Source organism: Pseudomonas sp. BT76 TE3572, assembly GCF_050435365.1.
Taxonomy (GTDB): Bacteria; Pseudomonadota; Gammaproteobacteria; order Pseudomonadales; family Pseudomonadaceae; genus Aquipseudomonas; species Aquipseudomonas fluorescens_W.
Genome location: NZ_JBNDKE010000001.1, coordinates 6,549,663 through 6,570,376 on the forward strand (window position 1 = coordinate 6,549,663; position 20,714 = coordinate 6,570,376).

The 20,714-nt window shown below is 60.6% G+C and carries 19 protein-coding genes; 15 read left to right on the forward strand and 4 right to left on the reverse strand.

Features of this window, described 5'->3' with window-relative positions:
• Nucleotides 1-75 precede the first annotated feature (75 nt).
• The gene (gene eat / locus ABH912_RS29950; RefSeq protein WP_429512475.1) at nt 76-1,440 is read right to left on the reverse strand and encodes an ethanolamine permease; all 1,365 of its coding nucleotides are present in this window, start codon (nt 1,438-1,440) and stop codon (nt 76-78) included.
• Nucleotides 1,441-1,962: 522 nt separating this feature from the next.
• On the opposite strand from eat, the gene kdpF reads away from it, so the two are divergent.
• The 6 genes from kdpF (at nt 1,963) to ABH912_RS29980 (ending at nt 10,161) form a co-directional block, all read left to right on the forward strand.
• Nucleotides 1,963-2,052 carry a K(+)-transporting ATPase subunit F gene (kdpF, locus tag ABH912_RS29955; protein ID WP_007899818.1) on the forward strand — a complete coding sequence of 30 codons (90 nt, stop codon included), beginning with the start codon at nt 1,963-1,965 and terminating at the stop codon, nt 2,050-2,052.
• Between the two features lie 8 nt (nt 2,053-2,060).
• Nucleotides 2,061-3,770: a potassium-transporting ATPase subunit KdpA gene (kdpA, locus tag ABH912_RS29960; protein WP_429512477.1), complete on the forward strand. Its 1,710-nt coding sequence runs from the start codon at nt 2,061-2,063 to the stop codon at nt 3,768-3,770.
• Nucleotides 3,771-3,780: 10 nt separating this feature from the next.
• Nucleotides 3,781-5,838 carry a potassium-transporting ATPase subunit KdpB gene (gene kdpB / locus ABH912_RS29965; RefSeq protein ID WP_429512479.1) on the forward strand — a complete coding sequence of 686 codons (2,058 nt, stop codon included), beginning with the start codon at nt 3,781-3,783 and terminating at the stop codon, nt 5,836-5,838.
• Nucleotides 5,839-6,064: 226 nt separating this feature from the next.
• The gene (gene kdpC / locus ABH912_RS29970) at nt 6,065-6,610 is read left to right on the forward strand and encodes a potassium-transporting ATPase subunit KdpC (protein ID WP_033055762.1); all 546 of its coding nucleotides are present in this window, start codon (nt 6,065-6,067) and stop codon (nt 6,608-6,610) included.
• A 138-nt stretch (nt 6,611-6,748) separates the two neighbouring features.
• Nucleotides 6,749-9,394: a DUF4118 domain-containing protein gene (locus ABH912_RS29975; RefSeq protein ID WP_429512481.1), complete on the forward strand. Its 2,646-nt coding sequence runs from the start codon at nt 6,749-6,751 to the stop codon at nt 9,392-9,394.
• A gap of 68 nt (nt 9,395-9,462) precedes the next feature.
• A complete protein-coding gene (locus ABH912_RS29980; protein WP_033055759.1) occupies nt 9,463-10,161 on the forward strand; it encodes a response regulator in 699 nt (232 codons plus the stop codon).
• A gap of 142 nt (nt 10,162-10,303) precedes the next feature.
• On the opposite strand, the gene ABH912_RS29985 is transcribed toward ABH912_RS29980, so the two are convergent.
• On the reverse strand, nt 10,304-11,344 hold the full coding sequence (locus tag ABH912_RS29985; RefSeq protein ID WP_033055757.1) for a patatin-like phospholipase family protein: 1,041 nt from the start codon (nt 11,342-11,344) through the stop codon (nt 10,304-10,306).
• A 222-nt stretch (nt 11,345-11,566) separates the two neighbouring features.
• Between ABH912_RS29985 and ABH912_RS29990 the strand changes: the two genes are divergently transcribed.
• From ABH912_RS29990 to ABH912_RS30000, 3 genes are all read left to right on the forward strand, one after another.
• Complete coding sequence (locus tag ABH912_RS29990) at nt 11,567-11,845, forward strand: hypothetical protein (RefSeq protein ID WP_033055755.1); 279 nt, start codon at nt 11,567-11,569, stop codon at nt 11,843-11,845.
• A gap of 89 nt (nt 11,846-11,934) precedes the next feature.
• Nucleotides 11,935-12,693, forward strand: a complete 759-nt coding sequence (locus ABH912_RS29995) for a CHAD domain-containing protein (RefSeq protein WP_429512483.1) — start codon at nt 11,935-11,937, stop codon at nt 12,691-12,693.
• A gap of 267 nt (nt 12,694-12,960) precedes the next feature.
• Complete coding sequence (locus ABH912_RS30000) at nt 12,961-13,758, forward strand: acyl-CoA thioesterase (RefSeq protein ID WP_429512485.1); 798 nt, start codon at nt 12,961-12,963, stop codon at nt 13,756-13,758.
• Here ABH912_RS30000 and ABH912_RS30005 read toward each other — a convergent pair whose 3' ends face one another.
• Nucleotides 13,759-14,124 carry an Mpo1-like protein gene (locus ABH912_RS30005; protein ID WP_033055752.1) on the reverse strand — a complete coding sequence of 122 codons (366 nt, stop codon included), beginning with the start codon at nt 14,122-14,124 and terminating at the stop codon, nt 13,759-13,761. It lies immediately after the preceding gene.
• Between the two features lie 217 nt (nt 14,125-14,341).
• Nucleotides 14,342-15,823 (reverse strand): methyl-accepting chemotaxis protein, encoded by a 1,482-nt coding sequence (locus ABH912_RS30010; RefSeq protein ID WP_429512487.1) that lies wholly within the window; start codon nt 15,821-15,823, stop codon nt 14,342-14,344.
• 178 nt (nt 15,824-16,001) lie between these two features.
• Between ABH912_RS30010 and ABH912_RS30015 the strand changes: the two genes are divergently transcribed.
• The 6 genes from ABH912_RS30015 (at nt 16,002) to ABH912_RS30040 (ending at nt 20,703) form a co-directional block, all read left to right on the forward strand.
• Complete coding sequence (locus tag ABH912_RS30015; protein WP_429512489.1) at nt 16,002-16,532, forward strand: hypothetical protein; 531 nt, start codon at nt 16,002-16,004, stop codon at nt 16,530-16,532.
• 64 nt (nt 16,533-16,596) lie between these two features.
• Nucleotides 16,597-16,788 carry a PLDc N-terminal domain-containing protein gene (locus tag ABH912_RS30020; RefSeq protein ID WP_033055745.1) on the forward strand — a complete coding sequence of 64 codons (192 nt, stop codon included), beginning with the start codon at nt 16,597-16,599 and terminating at the stop codon, nt 16,786-16,788.
• Nucleotides 16,789-16,998: 210 nt separating this feature from the next.
• On the forward strand, nt 16,999-17,874 hold the full coding sequence (speE, locus tag ABH912_RS30025) for a polyamine aminopropyltransferase (RefSeq protein WP_429512491.1): 876 nt from the start codon (nt 16,999-17,001) through the stop codon (nt 17,872-17,874).
• A gap of 163 nt (nt 17,875-18,037) precedes the next feature.
• Complete coding sequence (locus tag ABH912_RS30030; RefSeq protein WP_033055743.1) at nt 18,038-18,271, forward strand: hypothetical protein; 234 nt, start codon at nt 18,038-18,040, stop codon at nt 18,269-18,271.
• Between the two features lie 213 nt (nt 18,272-18,484).
• Entirely contained in the window at nt 18,485-18,826 is a 342-nt protein-coding gene (locus ABH912_RS30035) for a ribonuclease E inhibitor RraB (RefSeq protein ID WP_008148805.1), read from the forward strand.
• A gap of 467 nt (nt 18,827-19,293) precedes the next feature.
• The gene (locus ABH912_RS30040) at nt 19,294-20,703 is read left to right on the forward strand and encodes a circularly permuted type 2 ATP-grasp protein (RefSeq protein ID WP_008148806.1); all 1,410 of its coding nucleotides are present in this window, start codon (nt 19,294-19,296) and stop codon (nt 20,701-20,703) included.
• Nucleotides 20,704-20,714: the final 11 nt, after the last annotated feature.

A 20,714-nucleotide genomic window follows, 5' to 3' on the forward strand; every position in this document is an offset into this window, starting at 1 on the left:
TGCATACCACTTTGAGCGATTAACTTTCGCAGTGGTTCCATTCTATGCCTGTTCTGACAGCTGCACTTCGCCTGTTTAGAGCCCGGTCAGCATCGCGTCCGCCGGCGCATCGGCACGCAATTGCGCCGTGAGCATGAAGTACACGAAACCCACTGCCATAAAGCCCAGGAAGATCAACCCGATCAGCGTATTGAACCAGGCCATCGCCACCAGGCAGACCACCGCCAGCACCAGCGCAATGAACGGCACCAGCGGATAGCACGGCGCGCGAAAGGTGCGTTCCAGATTCGGTTCGGTTTTACGCAGTTTGAACAGGCTGAGCATGCTCATGATGTACATCACGATCGCCCCAAAGACCGCCATCGTGATCATCGCCGCCGTCAGCGTCATGCCACCGAGGTTGATCAAACCATCGCTATAAATCGCGGCAATGCCGATCACGCCACCGGCGATGATCGCCCGGTGCGGGGTCTGAAAACGTGACAATTTGGCCAGGGACGCCGGCAGGTAACCGGCCCGGGCGAGGGCGAAGAACTGCCGCGAGTAGCCGAGAATGATCCCGTGGAAACTCGCTACCAGGCCGAACAGGCCGATCCACACCAGCATGTGCAGCCAGCCCGAACTTTCGCCAACCACGGTTTTCATCGCTTGTGGCAGCGGGTCGTTGATGTTCGACAAGGTGCGCCAGTCACCGACGCCGCCGGCAAAGAACATCACGCCCATCGCCAGCAATACCAGAGTCAGAATGCCGCTGATGTAGGCCTTCGGAATGGTGCGTTTCGGGTCCTTGGCTTCTTCGGCGGCCATGGCGGCGCCTTCGATGGCCAGGAAGAACCAGATGGCGAAGGGTATCGCCGCGAACATCCCGGCAATCGCCGGTGCGCCGAACACATCGGAACCGGCCCAGCCGTTCAGCGCGAAGTTACTGAAGCTGAACGCCGGGGCGACCACGCCCATGAACACCAACAGTTCGGCCACTGCGAGAACGCAGACTATCAATTCGAAGGTTGCGGCCAGTTTCACCCCGAGGATGTTCAGGCCCATGAACACGATGTAGGCACCGACCGCTGCGTGTTTCGGATCAAGCGCTGGAAACTGCACGTTCAGATACGCGCCAATCGCCAGAGCAATGGCCGGCGGGGCAAAGACAAATTCAATCAGTGTCGCCAGCCCGGCGATCAATCCGCCTTTCTCGCCAAAGGCGCGGCGGCTGTAGGCAAAGGGACCACCTGCGTGAGGAATCGCGGTGGTCAGCTCGGTGAAACTGAAGATGAAGCAGGTGTACATCGTGGCGACCATGAAGGACGTCACCAGAAAACCGAGTGTGCCTGCCACGCCCCAGCCGTAACTCCAGCCGAAGTATTCACCGGAAATCACCAGCCCGACCGCAATGCCCCACAGGTGCAGCGTGCCCAGCGTGGGTTTGAGTTGTGTGTTCATGCGTTGCTCCCTGAACGGTTTGGAAAGCTCGGGGGAGGGCATTTGCAGTGGGCGTGCCATTTTGTATTTGTGCGTCGCAAAGCGCTGAAAGCTGTCGTATCGGGGGATGTTCAGTGCTAGATGTCAGCGTTTTGTGCGCCAGTTGAGGGCGTTGTTGTCTGTAGTGCCGTTATCGCGAGCAGGTTGGGAATGGTAGCCGGGTTTGAAAACCACCCCTCACCCCAGCCCTCCCGAAACGTCGGACCGCCCCAGAGGGGAGAGGGGAAAGGGAGCCGATCTTCATCGCTTTCAAGACCTGAGTTCAACTCGGTATTTCAGGTCGATTTAGCTCAAAAGAACACCTCGGTCAGTCCCCTCTACCTCTGGGAGAGGGCTAGGGTGAGGGGCCTCTGTAACAAACCCATAAACCCACTCTTTACGCTTTCTTTATGCCCAGCCAACCCCCTCGATCTCGTTCCTTTACAGCCTTCCTTCCGACAATGGCTCCACACGCGGCAATACGCCGTAACACGGAGAATTTCCATGAGCGTTCTGGACGGGGTGTCACTGCTACTGGCAGTGGGGCTGTTCATTTATCTGTTGGTTGCGCTGTTGCGCGCGGACCGGAACTAGGAGCGGCTATGCACAGTTATGACTATTGGCTGATCCTCGCCTTCTTCGCCCTGGTGCTTATCCCGGCACCGTTTCTGGGGCGCTTCTACTACAAGGTGATGGAGGGGCAGCGCACCTGGCTTTCGCCGATTCTCGGACCGGTGGAGCGCGGGTGTTATCGGGTGGCCGGCGTCGATCCGCAGGCCGAACAGAGCTGGCAGAAATACACCCTGGCCTTGCTCGCCTTCAACCTTGCGGGCTTCTTGCTGTTGTTCGCGATTCTGTTGTTCCAGGACCACTTGCCGCTGAACCCGCAAAACCTGCCGGGTCAGGAGTGGACGCTGGCGTTCAACACCGCCGTCAGCTTCATGACCAACACCAACTGGCAGGCCTACAGCGGTGAAGCGTCGCTCAGCTACCTGAGTCAGATGGTCGGCCTCACCGTGCAGAACTTCGTCAGCGCCGCTACCGGCCTCGCCGTGCTGGTTGCCCTGTGTCGCGGTATTGGCCGCAAGTCGACCAAGACCCTCGGCAACTTCTGGGTCGACATGACCCGCGCTACCCTCTACGGCTTGCTGCCGCTGTGCCTGCTGTTGGCGCTGTACCTGGTCTGGCAGGGCGTGCCGCAAACCTTCGCGCATTACGTGAATGCCGTGACCATGCAAGGCGTCGATCAGGTGATCCCGCTCGGCCCGGCCGCCAGCCAGATTGCGATCAAGCAACTGGGCACCAACGGCGGTGGCTTCTTCGGCGTCAACTCGGCGCACCCGTTCGAGAACCCGACGGCGTGGAGCAACCTGTTCGAAGTCGGCTCGATCATTCTGATCCCGGTGGCGCTGGTGTTCACCTTCGGCCACTACGTGAAAGACCTGCGTCAGAGCCGCGCGATCATCGCCTGCATGCTGGCGCTGTTCCTGATCGGCGGCGCGACGTCGCTGTGGGCTGAATACCAGCCGAACCCGACCCTGAACAATGTCGCCGTCGAACAGACCGCGCCGCTGGAAGGCAAGGAAGCACGCTTCGGCACCACGGCCACGGTGCTGTGGTCGGTGACTACTACGGCGGCGTCCAACGGTTCGGTCAACGGCATGCACGACAGCCTCAACCCGCTGAGCGGCATGGTCGCGATGGTCAACATGATGGTCGGCGAAGTGATCTTCGGCGGCGTCGGTGCCGGGCTCTACGGCATGTTGTTGAACGTGTTGATCGCGGTGTTCCTCGCCGGCCTGATGATCGGCCGCACCCCGGAATACCTCGGCAAAAAACTGCAGGCGAAAGAAGTCCAGTTACTGGTCGTGACCTTGCTGGTGATGCCGGTCGGCGTGCTGGTACTCGGCGCGATTGCCGCGAGCCTGCCTGGCCCCGTTGCAGCGGTGAGTAACCCTGGCGCTCACGGTTTCAGCCAGTTGCTGTACGCCTACACCTCGGCCAGTGCCAACAACGGCTCGGCGTTCGGTGGCTTCGGTGCCAACACCGCGTTCCACAACCTGATGCTGGGCCTTGGCATGTTGATCGGTCGCTTCGGTTACATCCTCCCGGTACTGGCGTTGGCCGGCAGCCTGGCGATGAAGAAAACCGCACCGATCGGCCAGAACAGCTTCCCGACCCATGGCCCGCTGTTCGTGACCCTGCTGACCGTGACCATTTTGCTAGTGGGTGGTTTGACCTTCCTGCCGACATTGGCGCTGGGTCCGATTGCCGAACATCTGAGCATGGCTGCTTTTGGAATAGGAAGCTGAGGATTGAATGATGAATATGCCCGTAACTAAAGCCGCCACCGTCAAGGCGCCGGAACAACCGAAAACCGCAATTGCCGCCCTCTGGCGCCCAGCGCTGGTGCAAGCCTTCGTCAAGCTCGATCCACGGCAATTGCAACGTGCGCCAGTGATGCTGGTGGTCGAACTGACCGCGATCCTGACCACCGTGCTGTGCTTCATTCCCGACTCGGCGGTGCCGACTTTTGTCGCGGCGCAAATCGCCTTGTGGCTGTGGTTCACCGTGCTGTTCGCCAACTTCGCCGAAGCCTTGGCCGAAGGTCGTGGCAAGGCTCGCGCCGACAGCCTCAAGGCCGGTAGCGAAGGTCTGAGTGCTCGCCGCAAAACCAGCACAGGCACCTTTCAAGTGGTGCCGGCCACCAGCCTGCGCAAGGGCGATGTGGTCCGCGTTGAAGCGGGGGAAATGATCCCCGGTGACGGCGAGGTGATTGAAGGGATCGCAGCAGTCAACGAAGCGGCGATTACCGGTGAATCCGCGCCAGTGATTCGCGAATCCGGCGGCGACCGTTCGGCCGTCACCGGCAACACCCGACTGGTGTCCGACTGGCTGCTGGTGCGCATCACCGCCAACCCCGGTGAGTCGACACTGGACCGCATGATCGCCCTGGTCGAAGGCGCCAAACGCCAGAAAACCCCGAACGAAGTGGCGCTCGACATCCTGCTGATCGGCCTGACCCTGATCTTCTTGCTGGTGGTCGTCACCCTGCAACCGTTCGCCCACTTCGCCAATGGCAGCCTGCCGCTGGTGTTCCTGGTGGCGTTATTGGTCACGCTGATTCCGACCACCATTGGCGGTCTGTTGTCGGCCATCGGTATCGCCGGGATGGACCGTCTGGTGCGCCTGAACGTGATCGCCAAATCCGGTCGTGCCGTGGAAGCGGCGGGGGACGTACACGTCCTGCTGCTGGACAAGACCGGCACCATCACCTTCGGTAACCGTCGTTGCACTGCGGTTTATGCGGCGCCTGGCGTCACGGCCAAGGAACTCGCCGAGGGTGCCTTGTTCGCTTCGCTGGCCGATGACACGGCTGAAGGTAAATCCATCGTCGAGTACCTGCGCGGCACTCAGCCACAACCTGAACCGGCCACCGAGTTGCTGACAGCTGTACCGTTCAGCGCTGAGACGCGTCTGTCTGGTGTCGACTATCGGGGCCGCGTGTATCGCAAAGGCGCGGTGGATTCGTTGCTGGCCTTCGTTGGCCTGAAACGCGCCGACCTGGCCGCGCCGCTGGCCCGGGAAATCGACAAGATCGCCCAGAGCGGCGGCACGCCGTTGCTGGTCTGCGCCGACGGTAAATTGCTCGGTGCGATCCACCTCAAGGACGTGGTCAAACCCGGCATTCGTGAACGCTTCGCCGAGCTGCGAAAACTGGGCATCCGCACCGTCATGGTGACCGGCGACAACCCACTGACAGCTGCAGCGATTGCGGCTGAAGCGGGCGTTGATGATGTGTTGGCCGAAGCCACACCGGAGAAAAAACTGGCGCGCATTCGTCATGAGCAGAACGACGGTCGCCTGGTCGCCATGTGCGGCGACGGCGCCAACGACGCCCCGGCCCTGGCCCAGGCGGACGTGGGCATGGCGATGAACGACGGCACGCAAGCGGCACGTGAGGCGGCGAACATGGTCGACCTCGACAGCGACCCTACCAAGCTGCTGGACGTGGTGCAGATCGGTAAGGAATTGCTGGTGACCCGCGGCGCGCTGACGACGTTCTCCATCGCCAACGACGTGGCCAAATACTTCGCGATTTTGCCGGCGTTGTTCGCCTCGATCTACCCGCAACTGGGCGTGCTGAACGTCATGCATTTGAGCAGTCCACAGAGCGCGATTCTCTCGGCGATCGTGTTCAACGCCTTGATTATTGTGGTGCTGATTCCACTGGCATTGCGCGGCGTGCGAGTGCAGGCGGCGAGTGCGGCGGCGTTGTTGCGACGCAATCTGTTGATCTATGGATTGGGCGGGATTCTGGTGCCGTTTGTGGGGATCAAGGCGATCGACATGCTGTTGACGGCGTTGCATTTGGTTTGAGGCTGAAATCGACCCCCTCACCCTAACCCTCTCCCTGGGGGAGAGGGGACTGACCGAGGTGTTCTTGGAGTTACATCGACCTGAAAGACCGAGTCGAACTCCGGTTTTGAAAGGCACAAAGATCGGCTCCCTTTCCCCCTCTCCCCCGTGGGGAGAGGGCTGGGGTGAGGGGTGGATCTCCATGACACACCACAGTTTTAAACTCCCCAAATTCGAGGATTCTGAAATGTCCACAATGATACGTCCGGCCCTGAGCCTGCTCGTCCTGATGACCCTGATCACCGGCGTCGCCTATCCACTGGTGGTTACTGGTGTCGCCCAGGTCGCATTCCCCGATCAAGCCAATGGCAGTCTGGTCCACGACGCCGATGGCAAGGTCCGCGGCTCGTCGCTGATTGCGCAAGATTTCGTCGGCGACGCCTGGTTCCATCCACGGCCATCGGCCGGTGCCTTTGCCACCGTGTCGAGCAGTGCCAGCAACCTCTCGCCGAGCAACCCGGCCCTGGCTACCCGGGTGATCGATGATGCCAACAAGTTGCTGGTGCCGGGGCAGGGGCCGGTGCCATTGGCGATGGTTACCACCTCCGGCAGCGGCCTCGATCCACACTTGCCACCGGCCGCGATTGCCTATCAACTGGCGCGTGTTGCGGCGGCGCGTAATCTGCCGGTGTCTACGCTTCAGCAGTTGATGGACGCGCACATCGAGCAGCCACTCGTTGGCCCGCCGGTGGTGAATGTGTTGGCGCTGAATATGGCGCTGGAAAACCTGTAGATCGGTGGCGCCGCTAATCGCGAGCAAGCTCGCTCCCACAGGGATTTTTAGTGTTCACATTACCTTGTGGGAGCGGGCTTGCCCGCGATGACGGCCGAATAATCACCACATCAACATCTGAAAAAGAGACCCCTAAGCATGAGTGACTCCGGCCGCGCCGACGCGCTGTTAGCAGACCTGCCTCGGGATGGCCGTGGCCGGCTCAAGGTTTTTCTCGGCGCCGCGCCCGGTGTCGGCAAGACCTACGCCATGCTGCAAGCAGCCCACACCCAACTGCGCCAGGGCGTGAAAGTCATCGCCGGCGTGGTCGAAACCCACGGTCGCGCCGAGACCGAAGCGCTGCTTGGCGGCTTGCCGCAGCAGCCGTTGGTGCGCTCGGAATACCGTGGTGTGATGCTCGAAGAAATGGACCTCGACGGCCTGCTCGCAGCCAAACCGAAATTGGTGTTGGTGGACGAACTGGCCCACAGCAACGCCCCCGGCAGTCGCCACACCAAACGCTGGCAAGACATTCAGGAATTGCTCGCGGCAGGCATCGACGTGTTCACCACGGTCAACGTCCAGCACCTGGAAAGTCTTAACGACAAAGTGCGTGGCATCACGGGTGTGCAGGTCCGCGAAACCCTGCCGGACTGGGTGCTGCAGGAAGCCTATGAACTGCTGCTCATCGACCTGCCGCCGCGCGAGCTGCTCGAGCGTTTGCGCGATGGCAAGGTCTACGTGCCGGAACAGGCGAGGGCGGCGATTGATGCCTTCTTCACCCAGACCAACCTCACGGCCCTGCGGGAACTGGCGATGCAAACCGCCGCCGCTCAGGTCGATGATGATTTGGCCCAGGGCTATCGCCAGCTCGGCCAAGCGGCGCCGGCGGTGCGTGGTCGCCTGTTGGTCGGCGTCGATGGCGATGCACAGGCCGAGCGTCTGGTGCGTCACGCCAGTCGCGTCGCCCAGCGTCGGCATTTGCCGTGGAGCCTGGTGCATGTGGACAACGGCAGCGTGCGTGACGAACAGTCGCGACTGCGTCTGCAAAGCGCCCAGCAATTGGCTGAACGCCTCGGTGGTGAAGTGGTGCTGTTGCGCGCCGGCGAAGTGGCAAAAACCTTGATCCAGCACGCCGCCGAACGCCGCGCGAGTCTGGTGTTGGTCGGTCAGTCCCGGCAGCGTTTGCGTCGACGGTTGTTCGGCGGTGGACTGGCGTCGCGTTTGCTGCGCGATGCGCGCGGGCTGGAAATCAACGTCCTCGACAGCGATCAAGAACAGCATCAGCCGCGTCAGCGTTCGGCGCAGGCACTGGTGTGGTTCGACTACGCGCTGGCGTTGGTGGCGACGGTGCTCGCCAGTGCCTTGGCCTGGGCGGTGGCGAGTGTTTTGCCTCTGCCCAATATCTCGCTGGTGTTCCTCGCTGCGGTGTTGCTGGTGGCGGTGCGCAGCAGCCTCGGCCCGGCGCTGGCCTGTGCGGCGTTGTCGTTTCTGACCTATGACTTTCTGTTCATCCCGCCGAATTTTTCCTTCAGCATCCAGCGCGAAGAAGACGTGCTGACCTTGCTGTTCTTCCTGCTGATGGCGGCGCTTACCGGCAACCTCGCGGCCCGGCAACGGCGCCAATTGCAGGCGCTGCGCGACACTCAGGAAGAGACCACCGAACTGCTCGACCTGTCGCGCAAACTCACCGCCGCCACCGACCGCCAGGCAGTGGTCAGCGCAGCGGCCCAGCACCTCGATGGCTGGAGTGATCTGCAAGTCTGCCTGCTCAATCAAGACGGGCAGGGCGGCTGGAAAGTCGAAACCGGTGGCCCGCTGGAGTTTTCCGAAGCCGAGCGCGCTGCCGCCGATTGGGCCTGGCAACACGATCAACCGGCCGGCGCGGGCACCGGCACGCTGCCGTTCGGGCGTTGGTGGTGGTGGCCGTTGTCGGTGGAAGAGGGGCCGCTGGCATTGCTCGGTGTGTGTGCCAAAGAGGGCCAGACCTTGGGCGGTCAGCGTCGGCGTTTGTTGACCGCGCTGAGCCAACCGCTGGCCCAGGCGCTGGCGCGTGCGCAATTGGCCGAAGACCTGGAAGCCGCCCGCCTGCACGGCGAAACCGAGCAACTGCGCAGTGCCTTGCTGGCCTCGGTGTCCCATGATTTGCGCACGCCGCTGACCTCCATGCGCGGCAGCATCGACAGCCTGTTGGCCCTCGGTGAGGCGATCCCGCTGGAGGATCGCCGCGAACTGCTTGAAGGCACTCGCGATGAAGCCGAGCGCCTCGATCGCTACATCCAGAACCTGCTGGACATGACCCGCCTCGGGCACGGCGCCCTGAAGCTGGCGCGGGACTGGGTGTCGCCGGCCGACATCGTCGGCAGCTCGCTCAATCGTCTGCGCGCCGTGCTGGCGCCGTTGCAAGTGACCACCGAAGTGCCGCCGGAGTTGCCGCTGCTGTATGTCCACGCCGCGCTGATCGAACAGGCGCTGGTCAACGTGCTGGAAAACGCTGCGCGGTTTTCACCGTCTCACGGTCGCCTGCAATTGCGTGCCGGAGCCGACGACAGCGAGCTGTTTTTTTCGGTGAGCGATGAAGGGCCGGGGATTGCGCAGGAAGATCGGGCGAAGATTTTCGACATGTTCTACACCGCTGCGCGCGGTGATCGTGGCGGGCAAGGGACCGGGCTGGGGCTGGCGATCTGTCGGGGCATGGTCGGTGCTCACGGCGGACGGATCAGTGTCGCCGATGGCATCGAAGGGCGCGGCACCTGCATCACCTTGCACCTGCCGTTGCAGGCTCAACCGGCCCTTGAAAATTAAGAGCCGAAAGTGAAGCCTGATCGCGCTTGCGCTACTCTCTTGCCACTTCTTTGTGTTGATGTGAATTCATGAGCCAGACCGCGACCATTTTGGTCATCGACGACGAACCGCAGATCCGCAAATTCCTGCGCATCAGCCTCGCGTCCCAAGGCTACAAAGTGCTGGAGGCCGGCACCGGCACCGAAGGCCTGGCCCAGGCTGCACTGAATAAACCGGACCTGCTGGTACTCGACCTCGGTTTGCCGGACATGGACGGCCAGCAAGTGCTGCGCGAGTTTCGCGAGTGGTCAACGGTGCCGGTGCTGGTGCTCTCGGTGCGCGCCAGTGAAGGGCAGAAAGTCGAAGCGCTCGACAACGGCGCCAACGACTACGTGACCAAACCGTTCGGCATTCAGGAGTTTCTTGCGCGGGTGCGTGCCTTGTTGCGTCAGGCTCCGGCGGGTGAAGCTCAACAAGCAGCGCTGACGTTCGGCCCGTTGACCGTGGATCTGGCGTATCGCCGGGTGTTGCTCGACGGCACCGAAGTCGCGCTGACCCGCAAGGAATACGCGGTACTGGCGCAACTGGCGCGGCATCCGGGACGGGTCATCACCCAGCAGCAATTGCTCAAGGATATTTGGGGGCCGACCCATACCGAGGACACTCATTATTTGCGGATTGTGGTCGGGCACTTGCGGCAGAAACTGGCGGATGATCCGACTCAGCCGCGGTTTATCGTCACCGAGGCTGGGGTCGGGTATCGGCTTTTGAGTGAGGGCAGCCTTTAATTTTTGTGCTGACTGATTGGGCCTCATCGCGAGCAAGCCCGGCTCCCACAGGATCAGAGTCGTCCACAAATGTTGTGTGCACCTCAAAACCTGTGGGAGCCGGGCTTGCCCGCGATGAGGCCAGTTGCTTCACTCGAGAACCTCAGGAATCCCGTTCATTCTCATACCGATCCAGCGTATCCCGCGCAATCTCCCGCCCCAGCGCGATCAATTCCGGCGCCTTGTAGAATTCGAAAAACCGGCACACTCGTTTCGGCACGTTGATCAAAATATCCGGCGGATAACCGGCGATCTTGTACTGCGCCAACGACGTCTGCATCACCTCGAAACTCTGGTTGATCAGGTCCAGCAAAGACGCCGGACCGACGTTGTCGATGATGAACGAACCGGTGGCAGACTTCGGCGCACCGTCGCGTTCAGGGGCGGCAGCCGGTTGCTGGGCTTCGGGTTCGGCGGATTCGATCCAGGGGTTGATCTCGGCCGCTTCTGCCATCAACGCTTCCTTTTCCAGCAGCAGCAATTGTTCCGCCTGTTTGCGGCGGAAGGGCAATTTTGAACCGAGCGAGCTGATCAGGCTGTCGAAGCGGGTCTTGAACGCCGCCGGGCGCTGGATCACCGGCAGTTGATAGTGGCGCTGGTTGGTGGAGTTGAGGTTGACCGCGATGATCAGGTCGCAATGACTCGACACCACCGGCACGATCGGTAAAGGGTTGAGAATGCCGCCGTCCACCAGCATGCGGTTGCCCTGCATCACCGGGGTGAACAGGCTGGGAATCGCCGCCGAGGCACGCATGGCCTGGTGCAGGCAGCCTTCCTGAAACCAGATTTCCTGTTGGTTGGTCAGGTCGGTGGCTACCGCCGTGTAAGGGATGCGCAAGTCTTCAATGTTGATCTCGCCGACGATCTTGCGGATCTGCCCGAAAACCTTCTCCCCGCGAATCGCGCCCAAACGAAAACTGACGTCCACCAGGCGCAGGACGTCGAGGTAATCCAGGCTTTCGATCCAGTTGCGATACTCGTCGAGTTTGCCGGCGGCATAGATCCCGCCGACCACTGCGCCCATGGAACATCCGGCGATGCAGGCGATGTCGTAGCCACGCCGTTCGATCTCCTCAATGACCCCGATATGGGCGTAGCCCCGGGCCCCACCTGAGCCCAGCACTAGCGCGACACGCTTTTTCATGAATCGCCCTCGTCTGACAAGGTTCAACAATGCACCCTTCGAGGGGCGTGCTTCAATCGCTAAGGTCGTTCCGCGAGGCGAGGGCGTCGTTTTTTCGACACTCTTTGGCTGCAGATGGGTATTCTCGCGAGCACTAGATTTTCCGAGACGGGGCCAAGGCACTTTTCACGTGCCAGACCGTCTTAACTGCACGATTGTTTACCTATCTTTGAGGTGTGATTAATGAAAGCCTGGATCTGTGTGCCTTTACTTGCCCTGGCACTTGCCGGTTGCGCCGGAAAAACCGCTTACCGTGATAGCTGCGGTAGCGGGCTTGATGCGGCGTGGCATGAACTGGATCTGGCCAAGGCCGAAGGTTTCGCCGGAACCGTCAGCTACTCCAAGGCCCTGTCGCTGTTGACGGCGGCCAAAACTCAGCAGCAATTTGAAGGGTTCGAAGGCTGCGCCAAGAAGGCCGAGAAGGCGCGTTTTTATATTCGTGAATCGCGCGCGGGGCGCTGAAAGGAGCTCTAAGCTCTTAGCTGCAAGCAATAAGTCGGTCGCCCCGGATTTCGGCTGGCGGCTTGCAGCTGTTTACGGAGTAAACCCCCATGATTAACCGGTTGGTGGCCCATGTCCTGGGTCTGGAAGTCCGTGTGCTGGCCTGTCAGGCACGCTTGAATGCGCGCACCGACCCTGAAGCGCTGCACGATCTGCGTACCACGGTTCGCCGTTTACGCAGTCTGCTGCGGCCATTGCGCGGTTTGCCCGGAGTCGAACAGCTGGAAGCAGCGGCGTCCCGGGTCGGCGACCTGACCACGCCGTTGCGCGATCGCGAAGTGCTGGCGGCGTACCTGCTCGAACATGATCAACCCGAGGCTGCCCATCGGCGTATGGCGCAGATGGCCGAGGCTTATCCGGCGGTCGCGACGAGTCCTGAAGTGGCGCAGTTGCTGATGATCCTCGACGCCTTTCCGCGTTTTCTGCGGGCCTCCCAGCGTCAAGGCTTGCTCAAGGGCTTGCGTCAGCGCATCGAAAAACGTTTGGCCAAACAGTGGAAGAAACTCGACAAAGCCCTGCACGATCCGGCGCATGATCGCCACCGTTTGCGCCTGCTGATCAAGCGCGTGCGCTATGGCATCGAAGCCTATCCCGAACTCGATCGACTGCCGAAAGCAGCGATGCCGCGCTTGAAGTCCGCGCAAGGTGCCTTGGGCGATTGGCACGATTGCTGGCAATGGCTGGCCATCGCTGAGAAGGAAACCGATTTGCAGCCCTGCGTCGAGGCCTGGAAAACCGAAATGGCCAAGGCCGAAGGCTGCGCCGACCGCGTCCTCGACAAACTCAGCGCAACCTGTTTCAAACCCTGAAACCACCACAAGACAGATCTATGTAGCAGCTGCCGAAGGCTGCGTTCGGCTGCGCAGCAGTCGTAAAACCTGCCAATGCGGTTTACAGGTATACCGAGATAACCGGATTAGCGACTGCTATGCAGCCGAACGCAGCCTTCGGCAGCTGCTACAAAGGGCGGCGGCTCTATCCGGCTCATCTGTCAGTCAATTTGGCCGGAATAAGCGCTGTGCCATCCCAGCAGGCTGGTTAAGATCCCTTCATCCTTTTCCCGCACCGAGGTTTCCATGCGTTTTTCCGATCTGCTCGACGCTGTCCGCCGCCAGCCGTTGGAGCTGTCTATCCCGGCCGAATGGGCTCAGGGGCGTGCCAGTTTCGGTGGCCTGGTGGCCGCCTTGCAGTACGAAGCCATGCGCGCGAAGGTCCCGGCGGATCGTCCGGTGCGTTCGCTGGCGATCACCTTTGTCGGTCCGGTCGAGCCTGAAGTGCCGGTCAGCTTTGAAGTCGATGTGTTGCGCGAAGGGAAGGCGGTCAGCCAGGTGCTGGGTCGGGCGATGCAGAAGGGGCAAGTGGTGACGTTGATCCAGGGCAGTTTCGGCGCCTCGCGACCATCGGAAGTGGCGGTGATCGCGAAACCGGCACCCGAGATGAAGCACTGGGACGAGTGTCAGGAACTGCCGTTCATCAAAGGCGTACTCCCGGAGTTCATGCAGCATCTGGCGATGCGCTGGAGTGTCGGCGGTCTGCCGTTCACGGGCAACAAATCCCGCGAGATGGGCGGCTGGGTGCGCTTGGGTGGGGACGTGAAGGAAGAAGCGGTCAGCGAAGCGCATATCTTGGCGCTGGTCGACGCCTGGCCACCGGCCCTGATGCCGCACCTGAGTAAACCGGCGATGGGCAGCACGCTGACCTGGACCATCGAATTCGTCCAGCCGTTGCGTGAACTGAGCACGCTGGACTGGTGCAAATACCTCGTCGAAACCGAACATGCCGCTGACGGCTACGGTCATGCGGCCGCGAAATTGTGGAACGCGGACGGTCAGTTGATTGCCATGAGCCGGCAGACGGTGACGATTTTCGCCTGATCAGTGACGACGGTGGCGCTCACGCCAGGCGCGCCACCAGCCGCCGCTCAGGAAGTACCGTGGGAAGGTCAGAAACTGCTCGACCAGCAAGCGCGACACGGCATCTTTGCGATCACTGAACGGCTCGGCGGTTTGCGCCTCCAGGCTATGACCGTGGCGTTGCAAGCCGAGGGCGGCGAGCAGACCGATGACGCCAATCGCGACATTGGCAAAACTCAGACTGAACACCCCCGAGACAATCAGCAGAAACGCCACGATGAACAGCGGCACGGCAATCAGGTGCAGCACCAGATTGGTCGGGTGCTGGTGATTGTTCGGGTACGCTCGCCATTGCCAGGCGGGGAGGTTGGGGTGACGTTTGCCCATGATGGTAATCCTTGGTTCGTTGAGGCTCTTGAACAAAGAATAGGCCGGGGCAAACCAGTCGGCGAATCAAGGCTGGCTATCGAAGTGATAGGTGTCATGTCCAAATTTGATGTTGGCCGGGCTGACGCTATCGCGAGCAAGCTCGCTCTCACAGGTAATGCGCAAATATTGAAATGGCGCTAACCCTGTGGGAGCGAGCTTGCTCGCGATGAGGCCCTTACAGCTTGAGCTGACCGATAGCCTTGCTCAACTCCCCGGCCAACGCCGCCAGCTCATTGCTGGTCGTCGCCGAATCCACGGTCTGCTGCACGGTGTTCTCGGTCACATCCCGAATGCTCACCACCGCCCGATTCATCTCTTCCGCCACATGGCTCTGCTGCTCGGCCGCCACCGCGATCTGCGTGTTGCTTTCGCGCATCTGTGCCACCGCGCTGGTGATCTCCGCCAAGGCTGCGCCGGCCTCCTGAGCCTGCTGCACGCAATCGTCGGCCTTGAACGAGCTTTCCTGCATGAAATCCACCGCGTCCCGAGTCCCGGCCTGCAGCGCGGAAACCATGAGGGTGATCTCGTCAGTGGAGATCTGGACACGTTTGGCCAGGTTGCGCACTTCATCGGCAACCACCGCAAACCCGCGGCCCATTTCACCGGCGCGGGCCGCTTCAATCGCCGCGTTCAGCGCCAGCAGATTGGTCTGCTCGGCGATGCTGTGAATCACACTGACCACGCCGTTGATCTTCTGACTGTCCTCGGCCAGACGCTGAATCATCTCGGCAGTCTGCTGCACGCCGCTGGACAGGCCGGCAATCGACTTCTGCACCCGGCTGACCACTTCCTGCCCGCTGCCGGCCAGGGTGTCGGCGGTTTGCGAGAGGTCGCGGGTGGCGCCGGCGTGCTGGGCAATGTGATAGACCGTGGCGGTCATTTCGTTGATCGCCGTGGCGGCCTGATCGGTTTCGCTTTGCTGGCCGAGCATGCCGTGACGCACCTCGTTCATGCTCAACGCCAGCCGCGCCGCGCCGACATCCAGTTGCCGGGCGGTGCTGGCAACGGTGTTGACCACCCGCTGGTAACCGGCCTGCATGGCATTGAAGGCATTGGCCATCTGCCCGACTTCGTCAGTGCAGGCCAGCGGCACACGGGCCGACAGGTCACCGGTTTTCTCAACGTGAAGCATCACGTCCTTCAGCGTATTGAGCTGGCTGAGCAGGAAGCGAATCAACAATTGCGAAGCGCCGAGCATCGCCAGCATCAGGATCGCCACCGCCACGGCATAGTTGGCAAAGCGCTCGCCAAATACCTGGGTCAGGCTCGGGCCATGGGCAATCACCGCGACCTGATTGCCATCCGTGCGGGTAAACACTTCAGCCCCCATCAACGGGTTGTCGCCGAACAGCGGCATGGCATTGATTTCGACCCAACCATTAGTATCGGCCAGTTCCAGTACCGGCTGCCCGTTCAGCAACGGTGCCTGCCCCCGACTGAAGGTCATCACGTTATCGGCTTTGGGGAGCGGCTGCCCGGCGGGCCAGGCGCTGAGCAGTCGCGCCTGGGCTTGAGCCGATGCCTGATACGCATGGCTGCGGGCCTGTTGTTCGAGCTGTACGGCGTACAACACCAGCAGCAAGGTCGTGACGAAGGCGACGGCGTTGACCGCCCAGAATTTGTATTTCAGCGAGATATTGCTAAGCCAGGCAACCATGGAGGTCTTCTCTGATAGCGGAAACAGTTTCGGCAAGGTGCCAGTATTGTGCCGCTACTCAGGGTGCCGGATCTTGATGTGCGTCAACAATCCCGGCCCTGCTCGCGCACAGGAATTGCGGGGCGTAATGCGCTATCCTTCGCGCCTTCAAATTTCCCTCGCTACAGGATTCCGCCCCATGAAAGCCGCACTCGTCGAACTCATCAGCAAAATCAGCTCCGGGTGCATGAGCGATGACGAAATCCTGAAAGTCGCTGACGAAGCGGCCCAGGCCTACGCCGATCCCGAGGCTTTTCTGACGGCCAATCCGGATATCAACTACGACGAAACGTTCCCGATTCCGCTGGGCGAGTGGGTCGTCGTCGGCAGTCTTCCAGAGACCGTGCTGTTCCAGGCCGACACCTATGAGGACCTGTTCGCCCAGATCGTTTCGTCATTCGGCCCCGGTGTTGATTTCAATATCAAGCCCAAGCAGCTGGCCAAGACTGAAGCCCTGACTGCGCTCAATCGCATTCAGGTGCAGATGGGCAGCATGAACAAGGAAAACGGCGGTTACACGCTGATGAACTTCAGCCAGTTGCTCGACGACGAACTGCAAGTGGTGCTGGTCTACGGCAACGACGTGCCGCGCGTGCTCGAGTTGTGCGCCCAAGTCGGCATCGCTGCCGCACCCTCGCTGGAAGCCCTCAAAATCGCCGTCCACGTTTAAAAAGCGGAACCCTCGCAAGGCCCGGCTATCCTAAGAGTGCATATCACTCTTAGGGAGCGACACCATGGGTTCCACGTTCAACGGTCTGGTTGGCCTGATTATTCTTGCCCTGGATATCTGGGCAATCATCAACGTGCTCAAAAGTGGTGCCGACACAGGGATGAAAATCATCTGGGTACTGCTGATCCTGCTGCTGCCGGTGCTGGGCCTGATCATCTGGGCCATCGCCGGGCCACGAGGCAACGTCCGGATCTGACTGCATCCCCCGAAAACGACACCGAACCTGTGGGAGCTGGCTTGCCTGCGATTCAGGCGGCACGGTCTGTCAGGCATACCGCGGCGATCCCATCGCAGGCAAGCCAGCTCCCACAGGGGATTGTGTCGAGGCGTCAAGCGAGGTTCGACCTGTCATATCCCGCGACGTAGAATTCGCGCCTTGCCACCCGCATTCATCGGAGCACTTCCCATGAGCAACACCCCGACCAGCGAGTACCTGGAAACCCTCTACGACGGTTACGGCCAGCGTTTTCGCATGGAAAAACTGTTGCACGAAGTGCGCACCGAACACCAACACCTGGTGATTTTCGAAAACCCGCGCATGGGCCGCGTCATGGCGCTGGACGGCGTGATCCAGACCACCGAAGCCGACGAATTCATCTACCACGAGATGTTGACCCACGTGCCGATCCTGGCGCATGGCACCGCCAAGCGCGTGCTTATCATCGGTGGCGGCGACGGCGGCATGCTGCGTGAAGTGGCCAAGCACCGCAGCATCGAGCACATCACCATGGTCGAGATCGACGGCACCGTGGTGGAGATGTGCAAGCAATTCCTGCCGAACCACTCCAAGGGTGCGTTCGACGATCCACGCCTGAACCTGGTGATCGACGACGGTATGCGTTTCGTCGCCACCACCACCGAAAAATTCGACGTGATCATTTCCGATTCCACCGACCCGATCGGCCCGGGCGAAGTGCTGTTCTCGGAAAACTTCTACCAGGCCTGCCGTCGCTGCCTGAACGAAGGCGGCATCCTGGTGACCCAGAACGGCACGCCATTCATGCAAATCGAAGAAGTCAAAACCACCGCAGGGCGTCTGCGCAGCCTGTTCCCGGACTGGCACTTCTATCAGGCGGCCGTGCCGACCTACATCGGCGGCGCCATGACCTTCGCCTGGGGCGCGACCAATACCGCCTATCGCAAATTGTCCCGCGACACCCTGCAGCAGCGCTTCGCCGGCAGCGGCATCATCACCCGTTACTACAATCCGGAAATCCACATCGGCGCGTTCGCCTTGCCGCAATACGTCCTGCAGGCTGTGAACAAGCCTAGCAACGACTGATATCGAGCAAGCCACAAAGGGCCCACTGAGGTTGTGTGAAAACACACCGCAGATGGCCCTTTTTTCATGCTTCACTTATAGAGGGACCGGTTGAACGATTGGCCGGGGTACAAGGTCGAGATAGTGGTAGGCCCATTCGCAGTTTTGATCGAGGAGGCACCTGATGCAAAAGTGGAAAGTCACTTTCGTTGATGATCACGGTGAACAAGTTGACGAGGTGTTCGAGAGCGATGAATGCCCGAACAACGAGCAAGCCGCGAAACTCATTCTTGCCCGGCGTCTGCCCGTGGCTGCCGAACTGGACCTCAACGATCTGGAAGGGCGCACTGATGATCCGACTGTCAAAAGTTTGAAGACCCAGAACAGCATTGAAATCCTCGGCATCACGCCAATCTGAACATCTCCTGTCACATTCCTAACCAGGCCTTGGCAGCGGCTCTCTCTTGAGGCTACTCTGCAATCGAGATCAGCGAACGGATCGCTAAGGTCTGGTCTTGTCAGCTACATGCTTGCTTCCCACCGGCAACGTTGTTGCCGCATCGCTCGCCCCATTCGGTTGCGAGTGCCGGGAATACGGAAAGTCTATCCATCAGTCTGAGGGGGACGTTTCATGAGCACAGCCTATCAAGAAGACATCAGCACCAGCGTCTTGCGCCGCATGAAAGAAGGCGGTTTCGACTTTTCACGATTCCATCCCATCGAGTTCTACGCCATTTTCCCGGACGAGGAGCGGGCGCGCAGGGCGGCAGGGCATTACTGTGGTGAATCCTTGAATGCACAAATCAGCGTGCGCGACGACGGCGCGTGGTACCTGGAACTGAGCAAAGTGATGTACGCCACTTATGACGGCATTGGCGATTTTGAGCAGGATTTCGAGGCGGTGGTCGAGCCTTTGGGCGGCATCATCGAAGGATGGGGCGTCAAGCAGGAGGTACGAGGGCGACTCGCATAACTTATGAACAGTGACAACACTCAGCAACGGCTGACCTTCGGGTTGGCCGTTTTCGTTTGTGGGGTTCGGAAAGATCAAAAGATCGCAGCCTTGGAATGCGTTCTCCTGTAGCAGCTGTCGAGTGAAACGAGGCTGCGATCTCTTGATTGTGTTTTTGATTCATAACGTTTCAAAAACGCAAAAAAAAGCCACCTAAACAGGCGGCTAAAGGGAAGTTCGTCAAGATTTTCAGCGAATGCGCGGATTATCCGCAGCGACTCCCGGGCAGTGAAATCAACTCTGGCTATGCTGGTGATAGGCGACAACATTGCTTCGCAATGAAGCGGGGGCGATCAGGTGGGGGCATTTACCGCACAGGATTGGTGCGGTGCGTGCAGTGCGATAATCCAACTGATTGATATCAAAGCGTTTATGCCGATGGCACGGGCTTTGCGAAGCCCAGATGTCCGGGTGACAAGGAGTACGGCATGATCCGCACCTATTTTGATGAGATGTACGATGCCGGCGGCCAGGTCCGCCCGCATTATCGGGAGTTTGCCCGTTGGCTGGCCGAAACGCCTGACGAGCTTTTGGCACAACGGCGACGCGAGGCCGATCTGTTATTTCATCGCGCCGGGATTACCTTCACGCTCTATGGTGATGAGCAAGGGACAGAGCGCCTGATTCCCTTCGACACCATCCCCCGCAGCATCCCCGCCAGTGAATGGCGAGTGGTCGAGCGCGGCTGCATTCAGCGGGTCAAGGCGTTGAACATGTTCCTCGCCGACCTCTATCACGAGCAGCGCATCATCAAGGCCGGCATCATCCCGGCCGAGCAAGTGCTGGCCAACGAGCAATACCAGTTGGCGATGCAAGGGCTGAATCTGCACCGCGATATCTATTCCCACATCTCCGGTGTCGATCTGGTGCGCGATGGCGACGGCACGTACTACGTGCTTGAAGACAATCTTCGTACACCGAGCGGCGTCAGCTACATGCTGGAAGACCGCAAGATGATGATGCGGTTGTTCCCCGAGTTGTTCGCGGCCCAGCGCATCGCCCCTATCGATCATTATCCGAACCTGTTGCTCGACACCCTGAAAAGCTCCAGCCCGATTGATAACCCGAGCGTGGTGGTGCTGACGCCGGGTCGTTTCAACAGCGCGTTCTTTGAACATGCGTTTCTGGCGCGGGAAATGGGCGTTGAGCTGGTGGAAGGCGCGGACCTGTTCGTGCGGGATGACAAGGTGTTCATGCGCACGACGGACGGGCCGAAAGCCGTCGACGTGATCTACCGTCGCCTCGACGATGCGTTCCTCGATCCGCTGGCGTTCAACCCGGACTCGATGCTTGGCGTTCCAGGGCTGCTGTCGTCGTATCGCTCCGGCAACGTCGTGCTGGCCAATGCCATCGGCACCGGGGTCGCGGACGACAAGTCGGTGTATCCATTCGTCACGGACATGATCCGTTTCTACCTGGATGAAGAACCGATCCTGAAGAATGTGCCGACGTGGCAGTGTCGTAATCCCTCCGAGTTGTCCCACGTACTGGCCAATCTTCCAGAGCTGGTGGTCAAGGAAACCCAGGGCTCCGGCGGTTACGGAATGCTGGTCGGGCCGGCGGCGACGGCGGCGGAAATCGAATCATTCCGCGCGCGGATCAAAGCCAAGCCCCATGCGTACATCGCGCAACCGACGTTGTCCCTGTCGACCTGTCCGACCTTTGTCGAAAACGGCATCGCGCCACGCCACATCGACCTGCGTCCGTTTGTATTGTCTGGCCGCGAAACCCGGGTTGTGCCCGGCGGTTTGACCCGTGTTGCCCTGCGCGAAGGCTCTCTGGTGGTGAATTCATCCCAGGGCGGTGGAACCAAGGACACCTGGGTGGTCGAGGATTGAAGGAAGCCTGC